Raw genomic sequence first — 17,791 nt, forward strand, 5'->3', positions numbered from 1 at the left:
GCGAAGCCATTTTTTTATCAAAGCTAACGAGGTTGAATAAATGTTTTCGATAAAGCTGCCCGTTGTTATGTTGTTAACGGTATTATTTATGTGTAGTGCATGGTCGTACGCAGGCCAGTCGCAGTTGTTGAGTGGGGATGAGTCTTTATACCCTCGCGTTCTGCAGCTTAGTCATAGTGAGCAAGAAGATGAAAATGGCAACATTATCGCCAGCGTGGTTAGTTTCACTGGAGGTGTGGGCCATGCAGATATTTTTGTCAGTCGTGACCAGGGCGAAAGCTTTGAGTTGCTAAGTGAGATCCGCGATGAAGATTTTCAGGCTGGATTGTGTTGCGGCGGCTTGTACGAACTTCCAAGCTCTATTAATAGTTTAGAGGCCGGGACGCTATTGTGGGCTGGTTCGGTGGGGCAGCAGGAGTCGGCTTCGCCGATGCAGATAAAGGTGTATCACAGTACGGATCAAGGGCTTACTTGGAACTACTTAAGTAACTGTGTCGATGCGGATAAGCCTGTCAACGAAGGGGGTATCTGGGAGCCGGAGTTTGCCATCGCTGCAACTGGCGAGCTGGTATGCTTTTATGCGGATGAAACACCGCTTAATCACTCTCAAGTTTTACGTTACACCAAAACGAGCGATGGCGTTAACTGGAGTTCGCCTATCGATGTGGTCGCGAGTAATAACTCGAGTGATCGCCCGGGAATGCCTAATGTGGTTGCTTTATCTGGTGGTGGATACGCGATGAGCTATGAGGTTTGTGGGGCGCTAAGCTGCGCTACTTATCTGCGCGAGTCGAGTGATGCGTTAGATTGGAGTGATCCGAACTATTTAGGCGAACCTGTTATAACGGAAGATGGGATTACTTTTTGGGCTACTCCGACTATGACGATATCGTCTTCTGCAAACGGTAACGATCAGCTTGTACTTCAGGGACGTACGCTCGTCAGAGAGGGCGTGGTACAGCCTGACAACGGGGCGACTGTATTTATCAGTCACTCGGGCGATCCTGCAGGCCCTTGGTTGGCTTATGACTCTCCTGTTCATACAGAACTTCCAGCGGGGACAGACGTCGATTTTTGCCAAAACTACTCATCGCCTTTGTTGGTGTTAAAGGGTGGAAAGAAACTGTTGCAGCTGGCGTCTGATTTTTCAGAGGATGGTCGTTGTCTTACGTGGTTTAATGCCGAACCTTTGGGTGGCGTACGAGCGAGTATAGATGGCGTTGAACTGAGCTCAGGCAGTACGAAATCTACCGATGTTCGCTTGCATGTAAGTAACGATTATGGAGGCGATTACTTGTTAACTGCAGATGTCCCTGAGTTTAAGGGGACGGTGCAGCTGTCCGATTCTCAGGTAACTGTTCTGCCCGGTCGAGACGTAGTGGTCAGTATGAAAGTTGTTGATCAGAAAGTGGTTTCTGCTTCTATTTTGGACGAGCCGATGGCTGTTGCCGGTGTACTGTGTGCACCTTGGTTTTTGTTGTGGGCTGTGCGTGCACGCAAAAGTGCGATATTAGTGGTTACAATGGTGCTTGCATTGCTAGCTGTTAGCGGATGCGGTGGTGGTGCCAGTGGCGCATCAGAAAACTCACCTACGATGAGTGTATCTAAGACTTACGAAGGAACCTTTACTGCAGTGAGTGTTGAAGCCCCTAGAGTGAAAACAGCGACGAATTTCACGATAACAGTGACAACAGATCAGTGAGGCGTTTGTATGGTAGCGAAACTAGGTGGAATCATATTTTGACCGAAGGTGGCGATTAATGAGCGGTCAGATTATTGCGCGACTTAGTTTGCCATAATGCCGCAGCTTTGCGCTTAGAACAGGTAGCGACCTTGTGTTGCATCGCCGTTAAGTGAATAAATGGGAGATAAAAGAGATGATAATGAAAAGATATTTTTTTTTACTGTTGGCTTTTACGGGCCTAATGGGCTGTGACGGCGAGACCTCTGCGTCGAGTGCCGGCGGGGCGTCTAGTATCAACTTAAGTGGTATTGGCGATAAATGGAAGGCGTTAAACACAGGGGGTTATGATTCATATGTCGTGCAGGCGGAAATAAAACTTGTGGGGAAAAGCGCGGTAGCTGGCGTAGCGTTTCGTGTGAATAATCGTTCTGATGGTGATTTTAGGGGTTACTATACGGGATTACGCGGAGCTGATCACTCGGTGTTTTTAATGGAAGACTCCAGTGAAATGGCACGCCGAAAAGTTAGCATTCAGCCGGGTCAGTGGGTGCCCATTCGCCTAGAAGTAAGCCGCGATAACTTCGTTTTTTACGTTAATGATAACCCCGTTGCCGATAACCAATTTCCCAAGTATGACGCCGTGGATGATACATATACTGGCGGGGAGTTGGTGTTACGAGTTGTCAGTGGTGATGCAGAGTTTAGAGGCGTTACCGTCGAACCATATGAAAAATCCTTGCCCGCAATGACTTATAAAAATCCTGTTCGGTCAGGTTGCGCAGATCCCGGACTCTTGAAGCATGAGGGTGAGTATTACGCGTACTGTACCTACACACCAGACTTCCCTACCATGGTAAATGGTATTCGTTTGTATAAATCCAAGGATATGGTTAATTGGAAAGATCAGGGCTTTGTGCTTAAAAATGAAGACTCATGGGGCGAATCGCGCTTTTGGGCTCCGGATATTGTTGAACGTGATGGTATGTTCTACCTCTACTACGCCGTCGATGAGCGCATCGCTGTGGCACAGGCTGACTCGCCTATGGGACCCTTTAAACAGAAGGTTCAAGAGCCCATGGTTCCCGAGTCTATCAAAATTGATGCCTATGTATTCGAAGATGATGATGGTAAACGTTATTTTTACTACGTAGGGTTTGATAATGGCAACCATATTTGGGGCGCGGAGCTGGCCGACGATATGACGAGTGTTAAGCCTGAAACCATGAAAAAAATGATTAGCCCAGTAGAACCTTGGGAGACTCATATGGCAAATGTGGCAGAGGGGGCTGAGATCATTAAACATAAAGGCGTATATTATTTAACGTACTCGGGCAGCCACTTTGAGAGTCCACACTACTCAGTAGGTTATGCAACCGCAAGTCATCCTTTAGGGCCTTGGAAAAAATACGAAAACAATCCGATTATGAAGTCTACCAGCTATGCTCACGGTACCGCTCATCATAGCCTAGTTGAGTCTCCCAGTGGCGATGAGCTGTTTATTGTTTACCATCAGCACAACGACTTGGTGACGACTGAGCCACGGCAAATGGCCATAGATCGGATGCAATTTGTTCCGCAAGAAAATGGCCCAGATATCTTAGAGGCATGGGGGCCTACCGTGTCTCCTCAGCCTATGCCTTACTAATGACTCGCCAACACAAGGTGTTGGCGGAGCTGTTTAGTTTTTAGACTGCGAATATAACAACGATGAGTGAGAATCAACATGACTAAAAAATCATTTGCAACCTTGGCGGTTGCCACTGCGCTATCGACCTCGGGCGTATGGGCTGCCGATGTTAACGAGGATATGATGGAAGTATCCGTTAAAAACTTTGGCGCTTTGCCTGATGGCCGAAAAGCTCAGATGTATGTAGTGAAGGGACCTGACGGCTCGAAACTTGAGTTGACCAACCTTGGTGCTGTGATTGTTAGTCTAGAGGTTCCTGATAATCAAGGGCACCTTGAAGATGTTGTGCTCGGCTTTGATGAGCCCACCCCATATTTGACGGATAGCCCTTATTTTGGTGCAGTGGTGGGCCGCTACGCGAACCGTATTGATAAGGGGCAGTTTTCTTTAAATGGCAAACAGTACAAGCTGGCAATCAATAATGAGCCCAATCATTTACATGGTGGTAATGTTGGTTTTGATAAATTGTTGTGGAATGGTTCGGTGGTTGATACCGAGGATGGTCCAGGTGTCAGATTCTCCACTATTAGCTCCGATCAAGATGAGGGTTACCCAGGCGAGTTATATGTCAGTGTGACCTATGTTTTTACCGCGGACAATCAGTTGATTATTGACTACTTAGCATCGGCTTCTGACGATACTGTGGTCAATATTTCTCAACATAGCTACTTTAATTTGGCCGGGCAAGGCGATGGTTCAATACTTGGTCATACGCTAAAAATTAACGCTGATTTTTATACGCCAGTCACCAAGTCGTTAATTCCCACAGGAGAAATACTGTCGGTCAGTGGTACGCCATTTGATTTTAATACGTCTAAATCTATTGGTCGAGATATAAACAAGAGTCATGAGCAGCTTAGTTTTGGTGGTGGCTACGATCACAACTGGGTGCTACGTTCTTCCGAATTTCCGGGTGATCTGCACACTGCCGCAATTCTAAAAGATCCTGAGTCGGGCCGGACTATGGAAGTTGTGACCGATCAGCCAGGTCTACAATTTTACTCCGGTAATTTTTTAGACGGTATTGTAGAGGGAAAAGGTGGTATCGCTTATCAGTATCGCGGCGCTGTAGCCCTGGAGACACAGCACTTCCCTGATTCTCCGAATCAACCGCACTTTCCCCGTACCAGCTTAAAAGCTGGCGAGACATTTAAATCTAGAACGATCTATAAGTTTTCGACTTCAGATTAGTTCTTTATTCGTAATTAAGTTAAAGAGGTTAGTATGAATTTACGATGGTTAAAGGCGAGTTTTGTATTGTCGTTTGTTGTGATGTTGTCAGCATGTTCCAGTCATTCAGTAACCCCTAAAGACTCCGCTTCAGTATCGGACACGTCGCCGCAGCGCTGGAGTCGTGAGAAAGCAAATGAATGGTATGCGAAGCAGCCCTGGCTGGTTGGTGTAAACTTTTTGCCCAGTACCGCTATCAATCAGCTAGAAATGTGGCAAGAAGCAACTTTCGACCCGAAAACGATAGATCGAGAGCTTGGGTGGGCATCCGATTTTGGTGTTAACACTGTTCGCGTTTATCTCCATGACATGGCGTGGGAGGCCGATCCCAATGGGTTTTTAGCGCGTATGGATCATTTTCTGGAAATCGCTAGTAGTCATGGTATTAAGCCTAATTTTGTGTTTTTTGACGACTGTTGGAACCCTACCGCCAATATCGGCCCTCAACCCGAGCCCAAGTCTGGCGTGCATAATTCTGGTTGGGTTCAAAGTCCTGTTTTGGCGGAAAAAAGCAAGTCAGAAAACTGGAACCGTTTAGAGCAGTATGTAACTACCGTTGTATCGCACTTTGCTGATGACAGTCGCGTACTTTATTGGGATGTTTACAACGAGCCTGGCAATAACGGCTTGGAAGAAAAGTCTTTGCCGCTGCTAAAAAAGGCGTTTGCTTGGGTTCGATCAGCTAGCCCTAGTCAGCCGGTTACCGCAGGTATCTGGAATTGGTCTGCCGGCTTTGAGCAGCTAAATGCATACCAAAAAGCTCACTCAGATATCATTACCTTCCACCAATACCATGAAGTTGATTTGATGGAGAAAAATATTCATGAGATGCAAGCCCTAGGGCGTCCAGTCATATGTACGGAGTGGATGGCCAGGACTAACAATTCGATAGTTGAGACACATTTACCGCTGTTAAAAAAGGAGAATGTCGGTGCGATTAATTGGGGCTTGGTAAATGGTCGTAGCAACACTATTTTCCCTTGGGGCTCTGAGGAGGGAAGCGCTGAGCCTGCAGTATGGTTTCACGACCTGCTCCATCGAGATGGTACACCTTATAAGACAAGTGAGATTGAGACCTATAAAAAGTTGACAGCTGATAACGAGTCGTTTTAGTGCGCATTAGTTTTTCTGGTTGCGGCTCCCTCTACGCATTATGGTGGAGCTAGCCAACCAGACTAGATGTTACATTCGTTGGTAATTTTGTAATTGAGTGCTTTTTTTTTCGATAAAATATTTTATATGATATATAGTATATCTTGTGGTTTTAGAGACGGAGTTGAGGGTTGTTATGTCGCAAGGTCCAATAGTCAAGTCAGAGCTTAACGTCCTAGTTACCGGGGGCGCGGGTTATATTGGTAGCCATGTGTGTGTTGAGTTAATTGCGGCGGGCTACCGGCCGGTTATCGTGGATAATTTTTGCAATAGTAAGCCTGCGGTACTGGATCGTATTGCGACTATTTCTGGTTATCGCCCCAGCTGTTATCGCTTAGACATTAATGATCGCGCAGCTTTGAGCGAGGTGTTTGTCGCCGAGGCAATTCAGGCGGTGATGCATTTTGCCGGCTTAAAAGCCGTGGGCGAGTCCACCCAGATTCCGCTAACCTACTACCGCGATAACGTTGCGGGGACTTTGACCTTATGCGAGGTGATGGCCGAGCACGAGGTGTGGAATTTGATTTTCAGCTCGTCGGCGACAGTCTATGGCGACCCACAAACAGTACCGATCGACGAGTCGTTTCCCCGTCAGGCTACTAACCCATACGGGCGCAGCAAGTTGATGGTCGAGCAAATGCTAGAAGATGCTGCTGCGGCCCCCGAGGCCCGTTGGAATCTTAGCTTGCTGCGTTACTTTAACCCGATCGGGGCTCACGCCAGCGGCTTGATAGGGGAAGATCCATCCGGCATTCCCAACAATTTAGTGCCCTATGTGGCGCAAGTGGCTATTGGTAAGCGCGAGGCCGTGAGTGTATTTGGCCACGATTACGACACGCTTGATGGCACCGGTGTGCGCGATTATATCCATGTGGTGGACCTCGCCGGTGGCCACGTGGCGGCACTTAACACTTTGTTAGGCTTGGCGCCCGGTTGTCGGGCGTATAATCTGGGTACAGGTATCGGTTACTCGGTGTTGCAAGTTATCGCTGCATTTGAGCAAGCCTGTGGCAAAACCATCGAGTATACCTTGGCCCCACGCCGAACCGGCGACATCGCCGTCTGTTATGCCAACCCTGAACACGCCGAGCAGGCGCTGGGTTGGCGGGCGCGCTTTGGGCTGGATGAGATGATGCGTGATACCTGGCACTGGCAAAGCAATAACCCTGAGGGTTACCCCAACGCTTAAGGGCACGCTTGTTATAACAATAACGGTAAATACTAAAAGGTTGATCCCATGAATATTAGCAGTATCGATATCGGCGTGTTTGTCGCCTATTGTCTATTCCTTCTCGTGCTCGCTTGGTGGGTCTCGCGGGAGAAAGCCGGCCATGACAAGAACAGCTCGGATTACTTCTTGGCGAGTAATTCACTGCCTTGGTGGGCGGTAGGTTCGTCGTTGGTGGCGGCTAATATCTCGGCCGAGCAGATTATTGGTATGTCCGGTTCGGGCTATGCCATTGGTTTGGCCATCGCCTCGTATGAGTGGATGGCGGCCATTACCTTGATTGTAATCGGCAAGTGGTTTTTACCGATACTGCTTGAGAAAAAAATCTACACCATGCCGCAATTTTTAGAACAGCGCTTTGATAAACGCGTGCAGCTGGTGATGGCGTTTTTTTGGTTGGCGGTGTACACCTTCGTTAACTTAACGGCGGTGTTGTACTTAGGCGCGCTGGCCATCAAAACCATCGTCGGTGTCGACATGATGTACGGCATGCTGTTTTTAGCGGTGTTTTCTATGGCGTACTCGCTGTACGGCGGCTTAAAAGCGGTGGCGTTAACGGATATTGTGCAAGTTGTATTGCTGGTTTTTGGCGGCTTGTTGGTCAGCTACCTGGCTTTGGTGGAGGTTTCTGGTGGCCAGGGCGTGGTAAGTGGTTTTCAGACGCTGCTTGAAAAAACACCCGAAAGTTTCGATTTAATTCTCTCGCCCGAGCATGAAGATTACATCAGCCTTCCCGGTATCTCGGTGTTGATTGGCGGCATGTGGATTATGAACTTGTCCTACTGGGGGTTTAACCAATACATCACTCAGCGCACCTTGGCGGCTAAAAGCCTACGTGAGGCGCAAAAAGGTATGGCGTTTGCCGCTTTCTTAAAACTCTTGATGCCAGTTTTGGTGGTGTTGCCTGGTATTGCCGCGTTGGTGTTGGCTCCCAACCTGGAGCGCCCCGATATGGCTTACCCCGAGATGATGAAGTTGGTGCCCGCCGGTTTAATGGGGCTGACATTTGCCGCCTTGGTCGCCGCCGTAGCCTCATCGCTTAGCTCGATGGCAAATAGTGTGTCGACGATTTTTACCATGGATATTTACCGCCAGTTAAGCCGCGGCGAAACGTCCGAGAAAAAATTGGTAATGATTGGGCGTGTGGCCGCGGTTACCGCGATGGTGCTTGCAATGATTATTGCCGAACCGCTACTGGGTAAGCTGGATCAGGCCTTCCAATACATTCAAGAATTTACCGGCTTCTTTACGCCCGGCATCGTCGCTATCTTTATTTTGGGCTTTTTTGTGAAGCGTGCTAACGCAAACTCGGCTTTGTTGGCGGCGATATCGTCCGTGGTGCTGTCTATTTTGGCGCGACTGTTTTGGCCCGAGTTGCCGTTTATGGATCGCGTTGGCTTGATCTTTATTATCTGTATGGCGCTGGGGCTGGCGGTTCGCTCTAAACAAAACAGTGAAAAAGCCATTGAGTTGGGGCATATGGACTTCTCCACCAGTACCGGCTTTAACATTGCGACGGCTTGTATTGTCGTTATTTTAACCGCGCTGTACGCGGCTTGGTGGTAATCGGTTTTTGAGGTAAACAACGTGACGGAAACAAATCAATCCAATAAAGCGGCGCTCGATGATCAGAGTCATCGCCGCTGGAACCCGCTGCTGGACGAGTGGGTTCTGGTATCGCCCCATCGGGCCAAGCGGCCGTGGCAGGGGCAGCAAGAAGCGCCCGCCACGGATGTGCCGCCAAGCTATGATGCCAGCTGTTATCTCTGCGCTGGTAATAAACGTATTACGGGGGATATTAACCCCGCGTATCAGGGCACTTTTGTGTTCGATAACGATTTTCCGGCACTGCAAGATAACGCGGTCGAGCTGGATGTGCCAGATGACTCGTTATTGGTGGCTCGGTCGGTTCAGGGCGCAGCGCGAGTGATTTGTTTTTCTCCCGATCACAGTAAAAGTTTACCGCAGTTGAGTGAAGCGGCCTTGGTGGGTGTGATTGATACTTGGGTAACGCAACTGTTAGAGCTGGGCGCGCAGTACGAGTGGGTACAAATCTTTGAGAATAAAGGCGCGGTAATGGGATGCTCTAACCCACACCCGCACGGCCAAGTTTGGGCGCAAGATCAACTGCCCACAGAGGCGGCTAAAATAGACGCTAACCTCGCGCGTTATCAACACGAGCACGAACGCAATTTATTACTGGATTACGCCGAGAAAGAGATCGCTCTGGGTGAACGGGTCGTGGAGCAAAACGATCACTGGGTGGTTGTCGTGCCTTTCTGGGCTTGCTGGCCCTTTGAGACATTGTTGTTGCCGCGTATGCCGGTGACTCATTTAGATCAGCTCAACGTCGAACAGAAAGCGTCGTTAGCACAGATATTAAAGCGCTTTTTAACCCGCTACGACAATTTGTTTCAGTGTAGTTTTCCCTACTCGATGGGGTGGCGCGGCCGCGCGTTTAATAACCAGGACCAATCTCACTGGCAATTGCATGCCAGCTTTTTTCCGCCGCTGTTGCGCAGCGCTAGTGTTAAGAAGTTTATGGTGGGGTATGAAATGTTGGCTGAGGCGCAGCGGGATATCACCCCCGAACAGGCGGCCGAGCGCTTGCGTGCGTGTTCGACGACACATTTTCTGAGCGAGTAGGGGGATTGGTAGCGTTAATGCAAACAGATGTAAAAAATGGGTTCGAACGCGTTTTTGGTGCGCCTCCTACCGCTTTGTTTTTTGCCCCCGGCCGGGTGAATTTGATTGGCGAGCACACCGATTACAATGACGGGTTTGTCTTGCCTTGCGCTATTGGCTACGGCACTTATTTGGCCCTTAGCCCACGAGAAGATACCGCCGTTAAAGTGGTTGCCGGTAACTTTGATGACGCTGTAAGTGAGTGGGACTTAACCACCAGTATCGCGCGCGATGCTGTGCAGTCTTGGTCAGATTACTTACGCGGCGTGTGTGCGCATTTCGCGCGTGAGCATGCCTTTATTAAAGGCATGAATATTTACGTGTTGGGTAATGTTCCCCGAGGCGCAGGCCTTAGCTCATCGGCATCTTTGTCGGTTGCGTTTGCCACCGCGTGCAGTGAACTAAACCAGCTGGGGCTGGACAAGCGCGAGATCGCGCGTATTTGCCAGCACGCCGAGAGTGAGTTTGCCGGCTGTAACTGCGGCATTATGGATCAGCTCGCATCGGCGGCGGGCGAGGCGAGCAATGCGCTGCTGCTCGATTGTCGCGATTTGTCGTATCGATCTGTTTCCATGCCGGCGGACTTGAGTTTGATGATTATCGATTCGAAGGTGGAGCGGCAATTAGTGGGCAGTGAATACAATGATCGCCGCGAAGACTGCGAGCGGGCGGCGAGAATCATGTCAGTCGCAAGTTTGCGCGAGGCCGACTTGGCCATGCTCGGGGCCCACAAAGACGCGCTGGACGATGCGGCTTATCGGCGTGCTCGGCACGTGATTACCGAAAACGAGCGCACGGTCAATGCGGCAAAGGCTTTGGCTGACAATGATTTGTCGAGCTTGCATGGGCTAATGGCGGCGTCCCATGTATCCATGCGTGATGACTTTGAAATAACTGTGCCGGAGATCGACTTTTTGGTGGCAACCGTCGAGCAGATGCTAGATAACAATGGCGGCGTGCGCATGACGGGCGGCGGCTTTGGGGGCTGCGTGGTAGCTTTAGTCCCAAATGGAAAAGTCGAAATTATTAGTCGTACTGTAAATTCTGCTTATTATAGTGCTTTTGCAAAGTATGCAGAAATTCATATTTGCAACGCCAGTCAAGGTGCTCGCCAGGTGAGCTAACACCGTCTTCATCTGCCTAGTTTGGAGTGCTTTACTCCAATCGGTATGGCTCATCATGTGGGCGATACTGCAAGCGTTATAACAATAATGGAATTAGGAGACTTGTATGAAAATCTCATTTAGAGCCGCTTTAATTGTATTGCTGACGGCATTCAGTTTGTCGGCGGGCGCTAATGCTCAGGAAATCTTGTTAGAGGATGTTGATTCATTCTACCCTCGGTTAATTCGGTTACAGGCAAATGGCGCGGCCAACGGTCGATTGATTGCCAGCTTTGACGTCATAGGATCTGGGCATATCTATCAAAGTAATAACGATGGCGATAGTTGGTCACAAATTGCAACGATTAATGAAACCCAGTATGCCAATACTTGTTGCTCTGAGTTGTACGAAGTTCCACAGCAGCTAGGTAATGTTGCCGCTGGCACACTGTTTTGGGTTGTGTCAGCTCATAACGGTGCTCCTCCAGCGAGCCGCGCTCTGAAAATATACCAAAGTACCGATCAAGGGCAAAGCTGGAGCTATTTTTCTTCTCCAGTAACCGGTGTGACAGGACTGTGGGAGGCAGAGTTTGCAATCGATCCGCAAGGTCGGTTGGTGATGTATTACGCAACCGAAGAACATAAAAGCTCAGGCTATAATCAATTAATTGCTCATAAAGTTTCCAACGATGGGGGTGCTAGTTGGGGCAGTGAAGTTATCGATATCGCCGTTAGTGATTCGATCCAGCGACCGGGTATGCCTACGGTAACCCGTGTCCCGAATGGTGATTATATTATGGTGTATGAGATCTGCGGGTCGACTTACAATTGTGACACCTTTTACCGCACCTCTAGTAATGCGGTGAGCTGGGGCGCGCCTGACAATATAGGTACTCGTATTGAATCTGTGTCTGGCCATCACTTCTCTCATGCCCCTACCGTCACTTGGATTGATAACGGCACCGCCAATGGTGAGTTGTTGGTTGCCGGTCAGGCGTTGCGCGATAGCGGTGGCAATGAGGTGGCTCGCAACGGTCAAGTATATATGGTTAATAGCACTAACGGTAATGGGCTATGGGCTGAGCGAATTGCGCCGCTTTTTACCCCTAGCGATGGCAACAGTCCGTGTTCAAATTACAGCAGTCAGTTTGTCGCCAGTAACGGAGCAAACCAGGTTGTTCAGTTGGCAAACCGAGATTGCCGTATGTATGCAGCATCTGGTGATTTTAACGCGCCAGTGGCAGATGGCACTTATCGTTTAGTGGCTAAACATAGTGGTAAGGTGCTGGATGTCGACGCTTGTTCGACTGCTGATAATGCCAATGTCCAGCAGTGGCCCTGGAATGGTGCTGATTGCCAGCGTTGGAACCTGAATCACGTCGGCGGTGGCTTTTATGAGGTTATTTCCCAGCGCAGTGGTAAGGCCTTAGATGTTGACGCCTGCTCTACTACTAATGGTGGCAATGTCCAGCAGTGGCCAGTAAATGGTGTGAGCTGTCAGCGCTGGCTTATTGAGCCCACGGGCAGTGGTTATTATCGGCTTGTTAACCAAAACAGTGGTCGAGTACTCGATGTTGACGCTTGCTCTGATGCCGATGGACAAAATGTGCAGCAATGGGAGTGGTTAGGTGGCGATTGTCAGCAATGGTCTATTGAGCCTCTGTAAAGAAAGTTGGCATTAGAAATAAAAAGCCCGGCTATTAATGCCCGGGCTTTTTTATGTCAGTAAGCGCCGTTTTACATGCGCTCGCTGACTTCAATGCCCAGCATATCTAAACCTGTTGCCAGTGTACGCGATGTTGCGTGGCACAAGCGCAAGCGACTGGCTTTAAGCTCGGCCGGTACATCCGATTTTAATATTGGGCAAGCTTCGTAAAAACGCATGTACAAGCTGGCCACATCGTACAGGTAAGTGCATAACAAATGCGGCAGGGCGTCGCCGGCCACTTGCTCCAGTACCTCACCCAGCTGTAGTAACTTAATAGCCAAGGCTTTTTCTTGCTCGGTGCCCAGAATAATATCGCCGGTTAACTCGTCTGGGTTAATGCCGGCCTTGCGAAAAATACTCTGAATCCGCGTGTACGCGTATTGCAAATAGGGGCCTGTGTTGCCTTCAAAGCTGAGCATGGTGTCCCAGTTAAACACGTAATCGTTGGTGCGGGTTTTCGATAAGTCAGCGTATTTAACCGCACCAATACCCACTTTGCGGGCAATCTCGTTTGCGCCTTCAAGTTCGGGGTTTTTCTCGGTAATGACCGCCGCGGCGCGCTCTACCGCTTCGTCAAGCAATGCTGATAATTTAACGGTACCGCCCGAGCGAGTTTTAAAGGGCTTGCCATCGGCGCCCATCATAGTGCCAAACGCGTGGTGCTCTAAGCTCACGTCGCTGTCGACAAAGCCGGCTTTGCGAGCGAGGGTAAACACTTGTTGCATGTGCAGTGATTGGCGCGCATCGATAAAGTATAAAATGCGGTCGGCACCCAGTTGACCCGCACGGTAGCGAATGGCCGCCAAGTCGGTGGTGGCATACAAAAAGCCGCCACCTTGCTTTTGAATAATGACGGGCGATGGGTTGCCTTCTTTGTCGGCCAGCTCATCCAAAAATACAACTTGCGCACCTTGATCTTCTACGGCCAGCTGCTGATCTTTTAACTCTTGCAGCAGCGGCGCTAAGTCTTCGTTGTAAAAGCTCTCGCCGCACACGTCTTGCTCGGTTAGAGTGACATTAAGCTTGCGGTAAATATCGGTGCTGTGCTCTAGCGAGACCTGCTTAAATTGCTCCCACAGTTTTAACACATTGGCGTCGCCCGATTGCAGCTTAACCACGTACTCGCGGGCTTTGTCAGCAAAGGCTTGGTCGGCGTCAAAGTGCGCCTTTGATTGCTGGTAAAAAACCTCTAAATCTTTTAGGGCCATTGCGGCGCTGGCATCGGTTTGCAGGGTTTCTTCCAGCTCGGCGATCAGCATGCCAAATTGGGTGCCCCAGTCGCCCACGTGATTTTGCCGAATGACTTTGTGGCCCAAACGGCTGAGTATACGCACTAGCGCATCGCCAATAATACTCGAGCGCAAATGGCCCACGTGCATCTCTTTGGCGAGGTTAGGGGATGAGTAGTCTATGACAATGGTTTTGGGCTCGGCGGCGGGGTTAATGGCAAGCGCATCGTCTTGCTCCGCATCGGCGACACACTCGGCTAACCACTCGGGCTTTAAATGAATATTGATAAAGCCGGGCCCGGCGATTTCCAGCTTATCGGCGATATCGTCCAGTTCAACTAACTCGACAATCTTAGCGGCGAGCTCCCGTGGGTTGGTGCCCATCTTTTTGGCGGCGCCCATGGCGCCGTTGGCTTGGTAATCGCCAAAACCGGCTTTTTTGGCCGCAGCCACCATGGGACGACATTCAATAGGGATACCGGCCAGGGTCATGGCGGTTTGGATTCGGGCGGTAAGCTGTTCGCGGATGTTCATAGTGCCTAGGTCTGTCATTGTGTGAGGCGCAATTGTACCGGTCAGGCGCGAGGGTGTCATCTGCGCAAATCCGGTCTGCGCCGCTAAAACTGTGACATTCTCAGGTTTCGGCCCGGCGACAGAAGGTCTACACTCAATGGGTATTGTGTGAGGTACCCAAACTTTGGAGGTGAGAGTGAATCTGCCGTTGCAGCTGTGTCAGGAAGTACACGCCGAGTGTGTCCGCTCGGTGCTTAAAATCCAAATTAACCGCCCCGCCCAGAAAAACGCCCTGTCGCTGGCGATGTATCAATCTTTAGCCGATGCGCTCGCGTGGGCTCAAACCGCCGACGAGGTGCGGGTGGTGCGTATTACCGGCAGTGGCGATAGCTTTACCGCGGGCAATGATCTGGCTGATTTTATGTCGGCTCCCGAATTAACCCAAGATCATCCTGCGCGTCAGTTTATGCGGGCAGTTATGGGGCTGCATAAACCACTGGTGGCCGAGGTAAATGGAGCCGCCGTTGGTATTGGCACCACCTTATTGTTGCACTGCGATTTAGTTTACGCCTGTGAAGATGCGTTTTTTCAGTTGCCCTTTGTCAAATTGGGCCTGTGCCCCGAGTTTGGCGCAAGCGCCTTGCTGGCCGAGCGGGTAGGCGTGGCGCGAGCGCGTGAGATGCTTATGCTGGGCGAGCCGATACTTGCGCCGGATGCCCACCGGTTTGGCTTAATTAATGAGGTGTACAGCGATGAGCGTCTTGAAGGTGAAGTCGACTGGGTGTGCCGCGAATTGGTTAACCGTCCACCACAGGCGCTGGCTGTGACCAAACACTTACTGCGCGCGGGCGATCAAATCGACTTAGAGGCAGTTATTGAGGCCGAGTTGGTTGAGTTTGCCAAGTGCTTAAATGGCGACGAATGCCGTGCGGCGGTACAAAAAATAATGTCGGGTAATAAGACCCCCGGCAATAAATAAGGAGTAAGACTGTGTCTGTAACCATAGATTGTGCAGGAAAAACCGTATTAGTCGTCGGCGGCACCAGCGGCATTTGCCGTGGCATTGCCGAGCGCTACGCCAGCTGTGGTGCCAGCGTGTGTGTGATTAGCCGCTCGCAAGACAAAATCGATGAGACCGTAAAAGCACTTAAAGAGCAAGGTGCCCAAGACGCCTGTGGCTACAGCGCTGATGTTCGCGATGGCGAGGCGGTGCGGGAAGCGGTGGGTCAGCTCAATGCACGTTGGGGTGCGCTCGACGTTGTGGTCTCGGGCGCTGCCGGTAACTTTCCCGCATTGGCGCGGCAGTTGTCTGATAATGGCTTTGGCGCGGTGGTGGATATCGACCTTAAAGGCACCTGGCACGTGATGAGCGCGGTGTATCCGTATTTGCGCAAGCCGGGTGCGTCTATTGTTAATATCTCGGCGCCGCAAGCGCAGCTCGCGATGGCTGGCCAAATTCACGTGTGTGCGGCCAAAGCCGGTGTCGATATGATTACCCGAACGTTAAGCATCGAGTGGGGTGGTGAGGGCGTGCGGGTTAACTCCATTATTCCCGGCCCCATCGAAGGCACCGAGGGTATGGACCGTTTGGCCCCAGGCGAGCAGATGCGCGATAAAATTTTGCAAACTGTACCGCTTAAACGCATGGGCCGCCCGCGGGATATCGCCGATGCCTGCTTGTTTTTAAGCTCCGAGTTAGCCGGGTTTATTACCGGCGCGGTGATTCCGGTGGATGGCGGCTGGCAGTTAGGAGGGGCGGCCTCCATCGGTACCGCGCTGGGTAAAATGCTAGAGGACAAATAGTGCGCGGGTGACAAAACAAAACCGAGTGGTCGGCTCTGTTCACTCGGTTTTGTTGGTCTTATAACGCTCGTCTTACAATGGACCGGACAACACGTGCTGGAATTATTTTCAGCTGGCCAGTGCTGTCCCCTAAGGACACAATAAGAAACGACTATGGATTGACTGCCTATGTCCCGCACCCATGCCACAACGTATAGTTTTTACCGTCACCGTTTGCCGGTGCGTATCACCCATTGGGTTAACGCTTTGTGTCTGCTTATTTTATTGATGAGTGGAATGCAAATCTTTAATGCTCACCCCGCGCTCTATTGGGGCTCAGCGTCCGATTTTGATTCGCCTTGGCTCGCCCTAGGTAGGTTTCCCGGTTGGCTTACTATACCTAGCTGGCAATCGCTGGCGACCGGTCGGCAGTGGCATTTCTTTTTTGCTTGGGCGTTGGTGTTTAACGCAGCCTTATACCTTATCTGGTCTGCCTGCACGGGTCATTTGCGTGACCTGACTCCCACGCGTGCCGATTGGCGCGGCTTTGGCCGCTCGGTAATCGACCATATTAAATTGCGTCACCCCAAGGGCGAGGCCGCCAAGCGTTATAATATTTTGCAAAAGCTGGCGTACTTGATTGTGATTTTTGGTCTCGGCGGGCTGATGGTGGTGACCGGCTTGTGCATGTCGCCGCGTATGAATACGGTTATGCATGGTGTACTAGAGCTTTTGGGTGGCCGGCAAAGCGCACGCAGTTTGCATTTTTTAGCGGCGGGCGGCTTGGTGTTGTTTGTGGTGGTGCATTTATTTGAAGTTGCCATAACCGGTTTATGGAATAACCTGCGCTCTATGATTACCGGCCGCTACCGTTATCATGCAAATGGCACAGAGCAAACAAAACCAGAGGCGCGTCATGAGTGATTTTAAAAAAGATCAAAAAACTCGCCGTACGGCACTTAAAAGCCTACTGGCCATAGGCAGCGTCTCAGTATTAAGTGGCTGTGATCGGCTGTCGCGCTCCAGTTGGTTTAAAGGGGTGCTGGGCAGCGCCGAAACGCTCAGCAGTAGGGCGCAACATGCGCTTACATCTCGTCAGAGTATGGCTCGCGAATTTCCTCCGGAGGCCATTTCGCCGCAATTTCGGGCCAACGGTAATACCAACCCAGACACTCCCGCTTACCGACGGTTGCTTGCCGATAATTTCTCCAGCTACCTGTTACAAGTCGGGGGACAGGTACAAAACCCCATGAACTTGAGCTTAACGGATATTAAAGCCTTGCCGTCGCGCACCCAAATTACCCGGCACGATTGCGTAGAGGGCTGGAGTACAATTGGCCAATGGACGGGGGCTCAGTTGAGTGCATTGCTCGCTCAAGTACAACCGCAGCCGCAAGTGCGCTATGTGGTTTTTCACTGCGCCGACCGCTGGGGCTCAAGCCAAGATCCGTACTACGAAAGCATCGATATGGAAGACGCGCTGCATCCACAAACCCTGCTGGCCTACGAACTTAACGGCGAACCCTTGCCCGTTGACAATGGCGCTCCGCTGCGTTTGCGTGTAGAGCGGCAACTGGGTTACAAAATGGCCAAATACGTTATGGCGATTGAATTGGTCGAGAGTTTTGCCGACATAGGCAGTGGCAACGGCGGCTTTTGGGAGGACCGTGGTTATGCGTGGTATGCGGGGATTTGATGCTTATAGGGCGGGTGATGAGGATATACGATCTACTAGAGTGTAGCTTTCGTCTTACTCGACCTTTGATTTTTGAACAGTAATAACGACTTAA

General features: G+C 50.5%; 14 protein-coding genes. 13 read left to right on the forward strand and 1 reads right to left on the reverse strand.

Annotated features, from left to right (window positions below):
- Positions 1 to 40: 40 nt before the first annotated feature.
- From ACGHAD_RS04260 to ACGHAD_RS04300, 9 genes are all read left to right on the forward strand, one after another.
- Positions 41 to 1,702 carry a hypothetical protein gene (locus ACGHAD_RS04260; protein ID WP_382413600.1) on the forward strand — a complete coding sequence of 554 codons (1,662 nt, stop codon included), beginning with the start codon at positions 41 to 43 and terminating at the stop codon, positions 1,700 to 1,702.
- 181 nt (positions 1,703 to 1,883) lie between these two features.
- Complete coding sequence (locus tag ACGHAD_RS04265; RefSeq protein WP_382413598.1) at positions 1,884 to 3,329, forward strand: glycoside hydrolase family 43 protein; 1,446 nt, start codon at positions 1,884 to 1,886, stop codon at positions 3,327 to 3,329.
- A 78-nt stretch (positions 3,330 to 3,407) separates the two neighbouring features.
- A complete protein-coding gene (locus ACGHAD_RS04270) occupies positions 3,408 to 4,562 on the forward strand; it encodes an aldose epimerase family protein (protein WP_382413596.1) in 1,155 nt (384 codons plus the stop codon).
- A gap of 33 nt (positions 4,563 to 4,595) precedes the next feature.
- A complete protein-coding gene (locus tag ACGHAD_RS04275) occupies positions 4,596 to 5,714 on the forward strand; it encodes a cellulase family glycosylhydrolase (protein WP_382413594.1) in 1,119 nt (372 codons plus the stop codon).
- Positions 5,715 to 5,889: 175 nt separating this feature from the next.
- Complete coding sequence (gene galE / locus ACGHAD_RS04280; protein ID WP_382413592.1) at positions 5,890 to 6,942, forward strand: UDP-glucose 4-epimerase GalE; 1,053 nt, start codon at positions 5,890 to 5,892, stop codon at positions 6,940 to 6,942.
- 48 nt (positions 6,943 to 6,990) lie between these two features.
- Complete coding sequence (locus ACGHAD_RS04285) at positions 6,991 to 8,547, forward strand: sodium/sugar symporter (protein ID WP_339616535.1); 1,557 nt, start codon at positions 6,991 to 6,993, stop codon at positions 8,545 to 8,547.
- A gap of 21 nt (positions 8,548 to 8,568) precedes the next feature.
- Positions 8,569 to 9,627, forward strand: a complete 1,059-nt coding sequence (locus tag ACGHAD_RS04290; RefSeq protein ID WP_382413590.1) for a UDP-glucose--hexose-1-phosphate uridylyltransferase — start codon at positions 8,569 to 8,571, stop codon at positions 9,625 to 9,627.
- A 17-nt stretch (positions 9,628 to 9,644) separates the two neighbouring features.
- Positions 9,645 to 10,790: a galactokinase gene (galK, locus tag ACGHAD_RS04295; protein ID WP_382413588.1), complete on the forward strand. Its 1,146-nt coding sequence runs from the start codon at positions 9,645 to 9,647 to the stop codon at positions 10,788 to 10,790.
- 106 nt (positions 10,791 to 10,896) lie between these two features.
- Positions 10,897 to 12,435, forward strand: a complete 1,539-nt coding sequence (locus tag ACGHAD_RS04300; RefSeq protein WP_382413586.1) for an RICIN domain-containing protein — start codon at positions 10,897 to 10,899, stop codon at positions 12,433 to 12,435.
- 71 nt (positions 12,436 to 12,506) lie between these two features.
- Here ACGHAD_RS04300 and argS read toward each other — a convergent pair whose 3' ends face one another.
- Positions 12,507 to 14,240 (reverse strand): arginine--tRNA ligase, encoded by a 1,734-nt coding sequence (argS, locus tag ACGHAD_RS04305; RefSeq protein ID WP_382413919.1) that lies wholly within the window; start codon positions 14,238 to 14,240, stop codon positions 12,507 to 12,509.
- A gap of 175 nt (positions 14,241 to 14,415) precedes the next feature.
- On the opposite strand from argS, the gene ACGHAD_RS04310 reads away from it, so the two are divergent.
- From ACGHAD_RS04310 to ACGHAD_RS04325, 4 genes are all read left to right on the forward strand, one after another.
- Positions 14,416 to 15,198, forward strand: a complete 783-nt coding sequence (locus tag ACGHAD_RS04310; protein ID WP_382413584.1) for an enoyl-CoA hydratase — start codon at positions 14,416 to 14,418, stop codon at positions 15,196 to 15,198.
- Positions 15,199 to 15,209: 11 nt separating this feature from the next.
- The gene (locus ACGHAD_RS04315) at positions 15,210 to 16,022 is read left to right on the forward strand and encodes an SDR family oxidoreductase (RefSeq protein WP_339616539.1); all 813 of its coding nucleotides are present in this window, start codon (positions 15,210 to 15,212) and stop codon (positions 16,020 to 16,022) included.
- Positions 16,023 to 16,190: 168 nt separating this feature from the next.
- Positions 16,191 to 16,925, forward strand: a complete 735-nt coding sequence (locus ACGHAD_RS04320) for a cytochrome b/b6 domain-containing protein (protein WP_382413582.1) — start codon at positions 16,191 to 16,193, stop codon at positions 16,923 to 16,925.
- Entirely contained in the window at positions 16,918 to 17,697 is a 780-nt protein-coding gene (locus ACGHAD_RS04325) for a molybdopterin-binding protein (protein ID WP_382413580.1), read from the forward strand. The genes ACGHAD_RS04320 and ACGHAD_RS04325 overlap by 8 nt, the downstream gene beginning before the upstream one ends.
- The last annotated feature ends 94 nt before the right edge of the window (positions 17,698 to 17,791 follow it).

The organism is Gilvimarinus japonicus, from assembly GCF_042847215.1.
GTDB lineage: Bacteria > Pseudomonadota > Gammaproteobacteria > Pseudomonadales > Cellvibrionaceae > Gilvimarinus > Gilvimarinus japonicus.

Coding starts and splice junctions, on each gene's coding strand:
- ACGHAD_RS04260 (WP_382413600.1), top strand. CDS start 41: ATGTTTTCGATAAAGCTGCCCGTTGTTATGTTGTTAACGGTATTATTT.
- ACGHAD_RS04265 (WP_382413598.1), top strand. CDS start 1,884: ATGAAAAGATATTTTTTTTTACTGTTGGCTTTTACGGGCCTAATGGGC.
- ACGHAD_RS04270 (WP_382413596.1), top strand. CDS start 3,408: ATGACTAAAAAATCATTTGCAACCTTGGCGGTTGCCACTGCGCTATCG.
- ACGHAD_RS04275 (WP_382413594.1), top strand. CDS start 4,596: ATGAATTTACGATGGTTAAAGGCGAGTTTTGTATTGTCGTTTGTTGTG.
- galE (WP_382413592.1), top strand. CDS start 5,890: ATGTCGCAAGGTCCAATAGTCAAGTCAGAGCTTAACGTCCTAGTTACC.
- ACGHAD_RS04285 (WP_339616535.1), top strand. CDS start 6,991: ATGAATATTAGCAGTATCGATATCGGCGTGTTTGTCGCCTATTGTCTA.
- galK (WP_382413588.1), top strand. CDS start 9,645: ATGCAAACAGATGTAAAAAATGGGTTCGAACGCGTTTTTGGTGCGCCT.
- ACGHAD_RS04300 (WP_382413586.1), top strand. CDS start 10,897: ATGAAAATCTCATTTAGAGCCGCTTTAATTGTATTGCTGACGGCATTC.
- argS (WP_382413919.1), bottom strand. CDS start 14,240: ATGAACATCCGCGAACAGCTTACCGCCCGAATCCAAACCGCCATGACC.
- ACGHAD_RS04320 (WP_382413582.1), top strand. CDS start 16,191: ATGTCCCGCACCCATGCCACAACGTATAGTTTTTACCGTCACCGTTTG.
- ACGHAD_RS04325 (WP_382413580.1), top strand. CDS start 16,918: ATGAGTGATTTTAAAAAAGATCAAAAAACTCGCCGTACGGCACTTAAA.